Below are 12797 nucleotides of genomic sequence, written 5' to 3'. Positions count from 1 at the left end.
TCAATCATCGAGTAATAGTTACAAGTTAACTAATTCGATAATACGAATATTAAAAAGCCGCTCAATGAGCGGCTTTTTTTATGCCTATGACCCGACCTAAATAGCGTAAAAGTTATACATGAGACTCTGCTTTTGATTCTGCTTTCTGTGTTCCCGTCCTAGAATACCTGTTTTGCACTTATTAACTTTGTCTGGCAGTTTTTTCTTCTTTATCATGTATTATTGCATTTTTAAAATTTAAATGGTTCTGGGCTATGAAACGTTTACTTATTGCTGCACTTTTTACAATTTCGTTTACCGGCTTAGCCAGTGAGTATCGAGGCACGATTAAACAGGTTGTGTGTCATGTAGAAACTGTTTCCCCCGTTTGTCAAGTAATGCTAAATGGCACGCCTCACTCTGAATCGTGTGCCAAAGATAGTAGCTGGAAATATACATTCGATGGCACTACTCCAGAAGGGAAAAATATACTTTCTATTTTGATGGCCGCACAAATGAGTGGTAAAACAGTGGGCATAAGAGGCTTGGATAAGTGCACACTAGCAACAGGATCAGAAGATCTGAGGCACGTATATATCGAGACTCCGATGTAGTTTATGAGGTAATATACTTCGCGTTAGTGAAACACTTCTTGGATATTATCAGCTTTGCTCAGCACTGGCGAGCATTCACTTTAACCCCCACATACAACAAATAATCTAAGCATAAAATAAAGCATGTTTAGTGTTTTCCCCCGTATTAAACCTACTTTCAACTCAGTTGCTGGTTTGTGGGTTTGTCATGATAGGACTTATTCATACTAGGAGAGAAAATCATGGCTAAATCACTGACTCTAGAATTGTTGGCTGAAATAATGCCGCAAGCAAAAACAGCAAACATAGAAAAATATGTAACGGCTTTGAATGAAGTACTGCCAACATTTGAAATAAATACCCCGTTGCGTATTGCGCATTTCGTGGCCCAAATTGCCCATGAAAGTGGGTATTTAAATTACAATCGCGAGAATTTAAACTACAGCCAAAAGGCGTTGAGGGCGGTATTTGGCAAGTATTTCCCAAATGATGATGTAGCGAGCGAGTATGCTCGTCAGCCAGAAAAAATAGCTAACCGAGTTTACGCTGATCGCATGGGTAATGGTGATGAGGCATCTGGCGATGGTTGGCGTTATCGCGGTCGTGGTCTCATTCAGTTGACTGGCAAAGACAATTATACCCGTTGTGGGGAAGCGCTTGGTTTAGATTTAACGAGCAATCCCGATTTAGTCAGTGATGATGCCACAATTGCCATTCAAAGCGCTTGCCACTACTGGCAAAGTTGCAACTTGAATTCACTTGCGGATCAAGATGACTTATTGAAAATCACCAAGCGCATCAATGGCGGAACAAATGGCCTTGAAGATCGCACGGCACTGTTAAATCGAGCAAAACAATTTTTAGAGATCGCATAAGGAACCAATATGGATGCAATTAGTAAAATGTCGCTTGTGGAGTTAAGTAGTCACTTTAATGCGCTAAAAGGTGCAGACGTGTGTTGGCCTCGTATTGAGAAAATGATTTCTGACACGGCAAACAGCTGGCTGCAAAGTGGTAAAGCCCCTAACGACTTATCGGTAATGAATGTTTGGTGGCACACGTGCTTTGAACTATTGGCCCCACACCAAGTACAGATCAGTGCGCTTAATTATCAAGATGAATACATCGAGATTAAAAACCTTGGACCGGCCATTATCGATTTGAGTGGCTGGAAAATTACAGCAGGCGATGAGTATCAAACCTTTGTTTTTGCCAAGGACACGTTAATTTATCCACATGAAACGCTGCGAATTGAAACCTATCTGGGTAGTACATTGAGCTTTGATAGTAAGCGCCCAATATGGAACAACAAAGGGGATAAAGGGGCATTACATGATTGTAATGGTGCGTTGGTAAGCACTTGGCTATATGGTGACGCAGCGCGTGAGCATCTCGAGGTGAGTCTTGTAAACTTTGATGGTTTAGAGGTCAAGAAAGAGGGAGACGAATTTGTAGAGGTTGCCAATTTGAGTCACTCGGTGATTGATATATCACTTTGGCAGATCCGGGGCAATAAAGGACAACAATTCGAATTTCCAAATGGTTCTTTTATCAAACCGCAAGGTGTCGTGCGCGTTTATACCAATCAGTATCACCCGAGCACTGGCGGGCATAATTTTGAGAGTCAAAGAGCGCTTTGGTCCAACGATGGAGGAAAAGCGTCACTGTACGACAATCAAAACGCCTGTATTAGTGAATATCAATGGTGAAAAGAAGGGGGGTCCCCCCCCAATACGATGATGATAAATAAAAAACAATCCAACTCAATTGAGGTATCGGCTGACATTGCACAAGTCATTCAAGAGGGGCAGCAGCTGATATCCTATATGGCCAAAAATGGTCAAGTCAGCCTCGCCCCAGAATTGGCGGAGGTGATGATCAATGCCAAATATAAGCTGCAAAAAAAGCAATGGAGCCCACAGGATGAAGCGGATGTTTTACATAGCTATGACCAGCTAGCAAAGGCGGTGTCTCCTGTTTCGATGGAAAGTATTCAAGCTATTTCGCGTGCGGAATGCGACAAGCCAAGCCAAGCTGAGCGGGCAGTCGCATGGTATCGGCGTTATACCTTGGTTGCGCTACTGTGTTTGTTGTTTGCGCAGGTTTACTACCTATTTGGTCACGCGTTAGCACATGACTTAAACGCACTGTACGAGACCCGTAATGAGTGGCAGTTGAAGGCGTCTAAAGCCACACCCGACAGCGCGGAGTATGACCTAATACAGCAAAGCTACGAAGAGGTTGGTCAGCGGCTAGATGCTAATTACAATTTGCTTAAGGTTTGGAATAGAGTGTGGTTGTTCGGGCTCACGTTTAAAAGTGATATTCCGCCTTACAGCAAAGAAAAGTTAGATGTAGAGTTGCGCCGTCTTGAGAGAGAGCAAGCCAATGCGACGGATTTGGACAACTTACATTTAGCAGAGACGCGGCTTAAGGCCCGCCTTCAATTGTTTGAAAACATGCTATTTGCTCAATCAGTTTTGGAAGTGCTGCAAGGTTATATTTTGCCGTTATTATACGGGTTACTTGGTGCATTTATTTTTGTTTTAAGGGATCTCTTAAAAGAGATTAAGGCCATTACATTTACCTCAGACAGTGAAATCCGTTATCGTTTGCGGCTAACGCTAGGTGCACTTGGCGGTATGATTATTGGGTGGTTTTTAAATCCTCAAGAGCTATCTGGGTTAGCGTCGTTGTCACCGATGGCTATGGCATTCTTAATGGGCTACAACGTCGATGTGCTGTTTGCGATTATGGATCAGGCCATTGACAAACTGCGTAATGCTTTGGCCAATAATGTAAAGAATCAAGCACCAGTAGATCGCAATAAAATAGACTAACTGATATCTAAAGTGCGCTATTTGACGGTAAAATTAATAAAAAAAGCCAATTATCTTTGTGTTTGATTGAGTAACTTAGGTATATCAATTCTACAGGAGATAAATATGGAAGCGGAGCAGGGAACCGTTGATAACCCGCTTAGGGGAGATCACGAATTTTCAGCCATTTTAGCCCAGTGTAAAGCCATGGCGGAGTTTTCATTTCATAAAGGGATCAAGGTGCCTGAGTCGATTATGGTGAAGCTCGATGCTATGTCAGGTCATGGTTGTGATCAGCTGGAAATAAAGGCGTTGACTCAAGTACATAACCGACTGACTGAACTGGTTTCCCCAGCCAAGCCAGAGACTATTTGGCTGATGTCTGTGGAGACTAAAAAAGGGAGTTTATTGTTATTTCTTGGTCGTGTACCGTTAATCAGAAAGATGATGGTCGTTGCCATTATGTCATTGGTTGCGCTCATAGCGTTAAGTTTGTCGAGCTATATCAATAATGAAAATATGGTGGCGAGTATGTTCGATATGGAAGGCACACGGCTATTGTATGTTCAGGCTATTCTGCTGGCGTCTGCGGCCATAGGGGCTTCATTCGCAGCCTTGTTTAAAGCCAATAGTTATGTGACAGCAGGTGTCTACGACCCGAAATATGAAAGCTCTTATTGGGTGCGTTTTGTAGTGGGTTTAATCGCTGGGATTATTTTAACTCAATTGATCCCCGTTAACTTAGATGCTGTAGCCAGTGCCGCAAGCAGTGAAACTGGCGGGGCGCCTGTAAGCCATGCTGCACTTAGGATCACGATGGCACTCGTTGGCGGTTTTTCGGCGAACTTAGTGTATAAAATCCTCGACCGTATTGTAGAGACTGTTCAGTCGTTTATTTCGCCAAATATTCCAGAAGACCCTCAAGTATTAAAGCAGAATCTTGAGAATCAATTTCGAAAGCAAGAATTAGATCAAATTACCATTTGGAGCCAGGGGATCGTCGCTATTCAGAGTAAGTTGGCCTTAGAGCCAAATATGCCCGTGTCCAAAATTCAACAAATGCTTGCTGATTATTTGAAAGAAGTCATGAGTGCACATGAGGAAAAGTGAGATGGTGAAAGCATGGATAAAAGTTGGAGTAAGACTTGCGGCGCTGTTGATTTTAAGCACCCAGTTGGGTTGTTCATTGCACTTAGTGTCAGAATATGACCGCGCGTCGCAAAATCAGATGTTGAGTCTAATGAAGAAGATAGATGGCTTCTATCTGCATATGTCCAATGTCACGCCTACTAAACGTAAGTTTTCACATTACACCAGCGGCTATACCAATATTGAAGTTGAAATTAACGCCTTATTACAAAGGCAAAAAGTGCGAGAGCTCAATGAGTTGACCGTGAAGCAAGTAGAAATTTTGCTGGAGTTATGGCAGCAGGGTAAGTTGGCACACAAAACCAAAGACAGCATTTCGGATTTCATTATTAAACGTCGTCGCTCTGAGTATCAGCGGGTGATGTTAGCAATGATCCGAGGTGAAGAAAGCAAAGCATAGTAGGAGATGATTGATGGAATTTGATATTGCAAAAACATTGCAAGATGTTAGCGGCCAAGTGATGGGCGAGTTGGGAGAAGTAGGGAGCGCGTTTGCAGGGGAATTGGGTAAAGCATTTGCCGAGAAACAACAAAGCATAGCAGAGTTAAGCTCAGCCTTTTTGAGTGGAGAAATTGACGAAGCTGAGCTTAAACAGGAGCTGGCACGCGAACAAAAAGTGATTGAAGCGCAATTGATTACGCTCGAAATTGCTGCAACGGCTGCGATACAAAAGGCCGTGAATGGCGTTGTGGATGGTCTTGTAAGCACCTTAAAAGGAGCGTTATAAACGCGAACTTGTTGTCAAGAAGGTGTAAGGACGCACCTTCTTTTTTCTCCCCTAAACTATCGTTTAATTAACCGATTAGTGCTGCTGAAAGGCGTTTATGCTCATCCTATTTAATCGTGGAGAATAGTCATGAGCAGAGCGAAAAGACGTATTCGTTGGCGGCGCGTCAGGATATTAAAACCATATAATTATTATTTTCATGTCGGTGCAAAACCTCAAACTAACCAGCTAGTTTCGCAACCGCTTAAAGGGACACATCTAGACGAAATAGCTGATGAGCAGTTATCGTCCCCCGCTGATACACCATCAGCGAAAAGTGACAAGTTTGCGATCTTTGACTGTGAGTCACAAACTATCGATGTTAACGAAGAAAGTCAGCCCACAATGCGTCACAAAGACGCTTCAGCGGAAGCCCTAAACGTTGCAGACGCAGACTCTCCAGTCGCGGAGTTTGAGCCAGGAAAAAACCCTTATATTTTTTACCTTCAGCAAGTGCCCATGATGTTAACTGGGTTACCTCAAGAAGTTGCCGTTCCTGCGTCCACAGATACGCAAGTGGTATCTGAACCTGAGCCCCATCACAGTACAGAAGCTGATATTGATACGTCTATCTCTGCGGCACAGCCCCAGTATGAGGCTGCTTCTGCTAAATCTGATGACTACCCGCTACCCAAAAAAACGGATAATGAAGCGCACTGTGGTGATGGGGAATTGCTATTTTGGGAAAATCCCAGTGCTGCTTATCCCAAGCCGTGTACACATCGCCAAGGGGTGAAATCTCCACATGCTGCTAATTTACTCGTAAGATTTGGTGGGCATGCTGATAAATCCGTTGATCAACGTGGTTTTATAGTCGCGCTAGACAGGCAGTTGCAAAAGCAATCACTCAAGCTGAACACTTGGGCAACCTTATGGCATTCACCAAAAACGTTGGCGAGATGGGCTTCCCGACAGCCGCTTGAGCACCTATTGCGATTACTTAAAGGCCAATACGGTACCAGTGTCAGTACAATATCGACAGAGCAGTTTTTGTTCGGGTGTATTTGTCATGGGGGTGAAAGCTTAATTAACGAGGCACAGCTCGCCGAATGTGTGCTACCAGTCATGGAGGTCATAAACCACTTTCAATTTGAAGGGAGACCTGAGGCATTTATAGATACTCTATCGGCACAATATTCTACGTCGTACTGGGTGCTGATCAGGCAAATGACAAACCCTATATTATGTGCGCGACTATCAAGCTTGGTGATGTCTGCACCTTGGTCCGGAGTTTCGCATATTGTAAGCTCAATTGATTGGCGTAAGCCTGTCGAGGTGACGCTATTCGCGATACCGAGTGGTGCCGGCACTCACTTAGCCACACAATATGTACGAATGAAAAGCCGGTGGCAGCCCTATTTAACTATGCCATTACTGGAGTTCATGTTTTTACAGCAGTCTTTACCTGATTCCCCCAATTATTCCGGCGATATTCTCCATAGGATAGATGCATCAACATAACCACAACTACGGAGCAGAATGGTATGACCAACCTCGTATTTCGTTCAGGCATTGCAAGTGATGGGCGTAAAATCGCGCTAATTTCGGATCAATTGGATGTCGAGGAAAAGTTCGATAATGGCTATAAAATTGCGTATAAAGACAAAGATGGTAAGGATACGCCTGAGCTTTTGGCAAAATGGAAAGACGCATTTACCGTGCACTCAAGAGAATTTGCTATGTTACCCTGCTGCGACTCAGTCCCTACGGCTGTGCAACAGGGCTTTAATACAATGGTGTCCAGTTTATTGAAAGGTATTGATATTCTCTTTTGTGATTACAACTTAGGTATTGAGGGGGATTTGCCAATGTGTAATGACATTATGGACATCCACCGTTCAAGCGATTTTGTGCTTTTCTCTTGCGATTCCTTGGTGGGAGGAGATCCCAAAGTGCAGCCTCATACTGTGGCCTATAGCGCGCCTCGTTATGAGCAAGGTCAACAAATTGCTCAACAGCACAGAATTTACTGTAAAACAGAAGCTTCTGCATTTTGTCAGGCAATTAATGCGATTGTGACGCAGCGAGCAAAGGACAACATGAATGAGGGTCATATCCGTGATGATATAGACAACTATATTGGTGAGCCACCTATCGATAGGGAAGCCGCAGATCAAATACTTAATCGATTTGTAGAAACGTTACACAATGAAGGTAACCACACACCGGCGCTGACACATCAAGCTAATCAGTAATGTGTTGGTATTCAATGCCCTTTTCGGTCTTGCAACAGCTAGATCGAAAGGGGTAGGTTTCAGGTAAAAGGAGTACCTTCATGGATCCGCTTTTTCACTACTATGGCACTTATTTGGCTGCATTGACCGTGGGGATGAAAGCGCAGCGTGCACAAGAACTCGCTTATTACACGCATTGCGCTACGCGCCAAACGACAGGCAATATTCCCCATGCTTTATACTATAAAGATTATCGTTTTACGCCTATTGCAACCGCTGATACGAAGAGCGAGCTTGGTGAGCACTACTGCAACTTAGCGTTTCAATTATTACCTGCTTTCGACGATGTGAATGAGAGTGATGTAAAAGTTGAGCGAAAGCCACACATGAAAATGCCTGTAGCATATGAGTTGGGGTGTACAACTCAATTGATGAAGTACCATAAGCCCACGGTTGTATGCCAAGGCAGCAATGTTACAAGGTGCTACTACAATCCGCTCACGGATATTGACTGGCAACATGGGGGAGAGTTCAAGCGTCATTTTAGTAAGCGTTTACACAATAAAGCGTTTAGCTATGCATCGGGGAATCCTGAAATAGACCGTCAAGTAGTCGGAATGGGTGAATTATCGCCAGTTGCCGGTGAGTCTGAGCAACAGGGACTGATGCAAGGTCATGTGAGCCAAGCGCGCTCAGATAACCCGGTTAAGCTGAATTGTATAGCAGATAGCGCATTTGCTAGAAAAATGCTCAATGATGTGATTTATAAACGCCACTATGATGCCCACATTAAGCGCTTGTCTTTACCTTTATTTGGCTGTCGATTGTATGTTTATCAAAACACATGGCTTGGGGAAGCAGATCCAATTAAAGCGCAAATCAAGGCTTTTCGGGCAACCTGTTATGCGTTGCAGAGTTGGTTAAACAAGGTACCGCTTAAGCATATCGGTAACTGGCTTGAGGGCAATCTGCCAACTGAGGTGGCAAAGGCTATCAGGCAGGTTGAATGCCTGTTGTACAGCTATCAAGATAGTGGACACCGCCATTGCTACGGGGATGACTGGGCGCGACTGGTTGCACAGTACCTACCTGATCAACATATCACATGCTTGTATGGGGTTGCATTACGACAGGATCACCTTTACGAGCAAGCATTAATTGCGGGTAAAGTTAGTCACCTTAAGTTAATAGATGATTTGGCTGGATTTAAACGCTCCGCGTGGTTTCTATTCAATAAAGCAGCTGAATATCACTGTGACTGGCTCGCAAGGCAGTTTTGCCACCATGAGCTTAGCGCCTTTAATACTCGTCAAACGCTTGGCAATTTGGATATGTGGCGTTAGATGTCAGTCAACGTCGTGCTGTCGAGACGATGGATTGGAGAAGAGAATGCGACTTTTAGATGTAATCATGATTGTTTGGCTAATTCTGTTAACCTTGTACGCACTTAGCCCTAGTTTTCGGGCTTTGGTAGATTTGTGGCTGTAATGATGTCGCCACTGCAACAATTTGCAAGAAGCGCGAAAAGACGCTTCGTAAAGCCGCGGAGTTTACCAGGGTTGTGGCCACTTTCACTTGGCACATTAAAAGTGAAGGATGCGGCAATGTTATGCAATCGGATGTCGCCGCAAACGTGTCGTAGTTTAGGGATTGAAATATTTGAAGACGTGTCACAAGCCGAGCGCTTTATTATGGCCGCTGGTAGTCAGCAACAGCGCTTTGCAATTCGGCATGAGGTGCATGGATTAGTTGGCAGTGTGGCATTTAGTCGCCTGACTAGCATTCATGTCTGTGACATGGCTCAATTGAGCTATTGGCTTGCTGAACCTTTTCGCGGCTTGGGCGTGATGAGTTGGGCCCTGAATTCAATATTAGTGCGCTTAAAAAGCACTGGGGTTAAACATGTGCTAGCACATGTTTATACCTTTAACCAAGCTTCACAACGCTTACTTGAGCGCATGGGATTTAAACCTTGTTTTGAAAAAGCTGACAACATTGTGCGTTATCAGCTCAAACTGGCCTAGTCATGCTATTCTTTATATCAGCAATAGTTGAATTGGTGATCTCAGCAAGGCTTTTATAAGCTACGGCCGCACCAGACAATACGACCAGCAACGCCGTGCTGCTGCGCATTGTCTGAAGTGATTTGCCAGCTTGGATAATCGCTATTATCGCTGATGACGGCGATATGATCAGGCTTCTGCTGCAAACGTTTCGCCATTAGACCATCTTGCGTTTGGATGATATAAACTCCCGATTTAGAGGGTTGCTGTTGGCTCATATCGACCAGTACCATATCGCCATGTTGCAAGGTTGGCAGCATACTATCACCGCGTACAGAAACAAACGCCAAACGCTCACTGTGAACGCCTAGTTGAGATTGCAGCCAACGTTTATTGAGCGCAAATTGTTCAGTGATCTCTTCACCGCCATTGATAGCACCAAAGCCTGCACTGGCCTCAATATCTAACTTGGGCACTACTAATAGATCTCCTTGACTGTGCTGGCGATGTGATTCAGCGGCTTGCACACCTGTTAACAGCCAGTTTAAATCAATAGCAAACAAACTATATAAGTGCTCTAGGTATGCCATAGAAGGTCGGCCAAAGCCCTGACAAATACGATAGATATGAGAAGGGGATTTACCCGTTAATTCGGCGAATTGGCGTTTGTTACCCCCAGCAAACTGCTCGACTAGGGTAATAAAGCGACGGGAAAATGCGGTACTCATAAACTTTGTTCTCAGCTTTAAAATGACAAAGGCGCAAGATTACGCATACCAACGTCTGGTGTACAGCAAAAGTCGTACAAGTGGCGAGAAATTGACCTGATATTGGGTTGGACGTCAAAAATAGTTTTAAATCGTAAAACCATTTCTAATTGGCTTTCGTACTGAGTTAAGTACAATTGCGTCAATTCAAAAATAAAACGATGTTGGTTATGCAATTTGACTTTTCACCTGTGCATCAGGTTTTCTCTCAGTTGAGTGCGCTTCCATGTGAGATTAAGCGCCTCTTCCACGGTCGTGGTCGCTGTTACCCGTCACTGGAGCATTTAACAATAGATTGGCTATCAGGCCAAATTATGTGCACAGTATTCAAAGAGCAAGATGAATGTTGGCTAGAAGCATTGCGTGCTTGTATGCAAGATTTTATGCAAACTCATATTGGTAATCGGGCCGTCCAATGCGTGTTTATTCAGCATAGGTATCGTGTAGATCATCAAGTGGAGGTGCTGTATGGCACGCTCGAAACTCATCCTGTGGTCAACGAAAATGGTCTGCAATTTGAGCTTTCTTTAGGTGCCAAGCAAAATAGTGGGCTGTTTTTAGATATGCGTAATGGTCGTACTTGGGTCAAAGCGCACAGCGAAAATAAGAAAGTGCTCAATCTCTTTGCATATACTTGCGGGTTTTCCGTTGCAGCCATAGCTGGTGGTGCAAAGCAAGTGGTCAATCTAGATATGGCGAAAGCCGCACTTAAGCAAGGACGTCGAAATCACCAGCTAAACCAACATAGTTTGGAAGCAATTTCTTTTTTGGGGCATGACTTATTTAAATCGTGGGGCAAACTTCGGAAAATGGGTCCGTATGATTTGGTGATCATCGACCCTCCTACGTTTCAAAAGGGCAGCTTTGCACTGACAAAAGATTATCAGCGTATTTTGCGCCGTTTACCCGAATTATTAAGCCAAGACGCTAAAGTACTAGCGTGTGTAAATGACCCGGCTTTACAAAGTCAGTTTTTGATTGATGAAATGCACCGCGAGTCACCATCAGTCGCGTTTGTTGAGCGTTTGGAAAATCCACCTGAGTTTAGAGATAGTGACCCTCAGGGGGGATTGAAATGTTTAGTGTTTGAAAATCAAGCCTGATAACAAATCTCGCATTTGTATATGTACTAGTGAGAAATGATTTAACGGCTACACTTAAATAACGGTTTAATCTAAATGTAGGCACCAGTGCGCATACTTTATTTTACTTGCTTGATTCTACTTGGGAATTGTGGGCAAGCACTGGCTTTGCAGTCAGTGCAAAAGCCAGCCTTACCGCCATGTAGTTTACATGCCAAAGTGGGCGTAGTCGCTGGTTGGCCACCTTTAACCAGTGTAAACGAAGCTGGTGTCGCAGAAGGGCTCGATATTGATATAGCTAGATTGGTATTTGAGCGCGCCAATATGTGTATAGAGTTTATCCGGCTACCCTCAGCGGCACGTAGTTTTGCGCAGCTTACGAAAGGTGTTGTAGATGTCGTACTTATGGTCAGTTACACCTTCAAGCGCAAACAATGGGGCCACTATTCAATTCCATATAGAAAAGAGCGCATGCGGCTATTCGCTCTGAAACAGCAATCTCAGCCGGTATTATCCTTGATGTCTTTGCTTAGTACTGGGGTAACAGTGGGTCTCAGTATTGGATCTTATTATGGTGAAGAGGTAAAAGCACTTGCCCGCAATGAGCGTTTCACTGGCCAGTTTATTGGTATTTCAAGCATTCAAAGGCGCATTGAATTGCTCAACAAGCAGCGTGTTGATTTTATTGTCGAAGATGAAATTATCGGCAATTATTTAAGTCGCAAATGGAGTGACACGCCCATTTATAGGTGGTCCTATCCAATTCACGATAATGAAGTACACTTTTTATTGAGAAAAGAAAAGTTTAACAAGTTACAACGCCAGCGTATTAACAATGAAATTGAGGCTTTACAGCCGCGTATTCAGGCGATGGTAGAGCGTTATCGACAGCAAACAAAAGCACAGTAATAACAAGGCTGCTTACTAACAAATATACCGTAGCGCAGTGTATCTTATGAGGGGACACCGAGTCGCTCATAATATGCCCCGAGTCTCAGACATTTATTTGCATTTAAAATTGTAGAAGAACCTACGTTAGGCGCGTGTGACGTCGTGTATTTACATTGCACTAAAGCTGTCTTCGTTCGCCTAGCAAGTAAGTGTATTTCAAGGAGCGTTTAGATATGCGAAACCGATTTTTACAACTCTTTTATGATTTTGCTTTGGAGTCACTGCACAATCACAAGCGTGTGCGCAATGCCAAAGTGAATGCTCGGATCCGACAGCTAGAGGGCACCCCATCTAACCAAACGATTGACTGGTTGTATGTCATTCTAATTCTACCATGTGTACTGTTATTTATTCCTCTGTCTTCGGAATTTATCATCACGGCGTTCAACTTGTTAGAGCATTTACCAGTTTGGTATCGCTGGTTAATTGGGCTGATGGTGCTGGCGAATTTTGGATTAAAGCTGTCAGAAAAGTATCGGATCTGAGTCATACTTAGCACTGAGGAGTCGCTAT

The 12797-nt window shown here is 43.8% G+C and carries 15 protein-coding genes; 14 read left to right on the top strand and 1 reads right to left on the bottom strand.

What is annotated here, in order from left to right:
- Positions 1-254 precede the first annotated feature (254 nt).
- The 11 genes from N482_RS12560 (at position 255) to N482_RS12510 (ending at position 9505) form a co-directional block, all read left to right on the top strand.
- The gene (locus tag N482_RS12560) at positions 255-593 is read left to right on the top strand and encodes a hypothetical protein (protein WP_063377357.1); all 339 of its coding nucleotides are present in this window, start codon (positions 255-257) and stop codon (positions 591-593) included.
- A 221-nt stretch (positions 594-814) separates the two neighbouring features.
- On the top strand, positions 815-1447 hold the full coding sequence (locus N482_RS12555; RefSeq protein WP_063377356.1) for a glycoside hydrolase family 19 protein: 633 nt from the start codon (positions 815-817) through the stop codon (positions 1445-1447).
- Positions 1448-1456: 9 nt separating this feature from the next.
- Entirely contained in the window at positions 1457-2281 is an 825-nt protein-coding gene (locus tag N482_RS12550) for a lamin tail domain-containing protein (RefSeq protein ID WP_063377355.1), read from the top strand.
- A gap of 27 nt (positions 2282-2308) precedes the next feature.
- Positions 2309-3412 carry a hypothetical protein gene (locus tag N482_RS12545; protein ID WP_063377354.1) on the top strand — a complete coding sequence of 368 codons (1104 nt, stop codon included), beginning with the start codon at positions 2309-2311 and terminating at the stop codon, positions 3410-3412.
- Between the two features lie 105 nt (positions 3413-3517).
- Positions 3518-4501 carry a hypothetical protein gene (locus N482_RS12540; RefSeq protein ID WP_063377353.1) on the top strand — a complete coding sequence of 328 codons (984 nt, stop codon included), beginning with the start codon at positions 3518-3520 and terminating at the stop codon, positions 4499-4501.
- The gene (locus N482_RS12535; RefSeq protein WP_155730584.1) at positions 4488-4940 is read left to right on the top strand and encodes a hypothetical protein; all 453 of its coding nucleotides are present in this window, start codon (positions 4488-4490) and stop codon (positions 4938-4940) included. The genes N482_RS12540 and N482_RS12535 overlap by 14 nt, the downstream gene beginning before the upstream one ends.
- 13 nt (positions 4941-4953) lie before the next feature.
- Positions 4954-5268 carry a hypothetical protein gene (locus N482_RS12530; protein WP_063377351.1) on the top strand — a complete coding sequence of 105 codons (315 nt, stop codon included), beginning with the start codon at positions 4954-4956 and terminating at the stop codon, positions 5266-5268.
- A 129-nt stretch (positions 5269-5397) separates the two neighbouring features.
- Positions 5398-6768 carry a hypothetical protein gene (locus tag N482_RS12525; RefSeq protein ID WP_063377350.1) on the top strand — a complete coding sequence of 457 codons (1371 nt, stop codon included), beginning with the start codon at positions 5398-5400 and terminating at the stop codon, positions 6766-6768.
- Positions 6769-6791: 23 nt separating this feature from the next.
- Positions 6792-7502: a hypothetical protein gene (locus N482_RS12520; RefSeq protein WP_063377349.1), complete on the top strand. Its 711-nt coding sequence runs from the start codon at positions 6792-6794 to the stop codon at positions 7500-7502.
- An 80-nt stretch (positions 7503-7582) separates the two neighbouring features.
- Positions 7583-8824: a DUF6765 family protein gene (locus N482_RS12515; protein WP_063377348.1), complete on the top strand. Its 1242-nt coding sequence runs from the start codon at positions 7583-7585 to the stop codon at positions 8822-8824.
- 144 nt (positions 8825-8968) lie between these two features.
- Positions 8969-9505 carry a GNAT family N-acetyltransferase gene (locus N482_RS12510; RefSeq protein WP_231100858.1) on the top strand — a complete coding sequence of 179 codons (537 nt, stop codon included), beginning with the start codon at positions 8969-8971 and terminating at the stop codon, positions 9503-9505.
- 53 nt (positions 9506-9558) lie between these two features.
- On the opposite strand, the gene N482_RS12505 is transcribed toward N482_RS12510, so the two are convergent.
- On the bottom strand, positions 9559-10212 hold the full coding sequence (locus N482_RS12505; protein WP_063377346.1) for an XRE family transcriptional regulator: 654 nt from the start codon (positions 10210-10212) through the stop codon (positions 9559-9561).
- Between the two features lie 209 nt (positions 10213-10421).
- On the opposite strand from N482_RS12505, the gene N482_RS12500 reads away from it, so the two are divergent.
- From N482_RS12500 to N482_RS12490, 3 genes are all read left to right on the top strand, one after another.
- Positions 10422-11354, top strand: a complete 933-nt coding sequence (locus N482_RS12500; RefSeq protein ID WP_063377364.1) for a class I SAM-dependent methyltransferase — start codon at positions 10422-10424, stop codon at positions 11352-11354.
- 87 nt (positions 11355-11441) lie between these two features.
- Entirely contained in the window at positions 11442-12242 is an 801-nt protein-coding gene (locus N482_RS12495; RefSeq protein ID WP_081227931.1) for a substrate-binding periplasmic protein, read from the top strand.
- A gap of 215 nt (positions 12243-12457) precedes the next feature.
- Complete coding sequence (locus N482_RS12490; protein WP_063377345.1) at positions 12458-12769, top strand: hypothetical protein; 312 nt, start codon at positions 12458-12460, stop codon at positions 12767-12769.
- Positions 12770-12797 lie beyond the last annotated feature (28 nt).

Source organism: Pseudoalteromonas luteoviolacea NCIMB 1942 (assembly GCF_001625595.1).
GTDB lineage: Bacteria > Pseudomonadota > Gammaproteobacteria > Enterobacterales > Alteromonadaceae > Pseudoalteromonas > Pseudoalteromonas luteoviolacea_A.
This window is presented reverse-complemented; position numbering and strand designations above follow the sequence as displayed.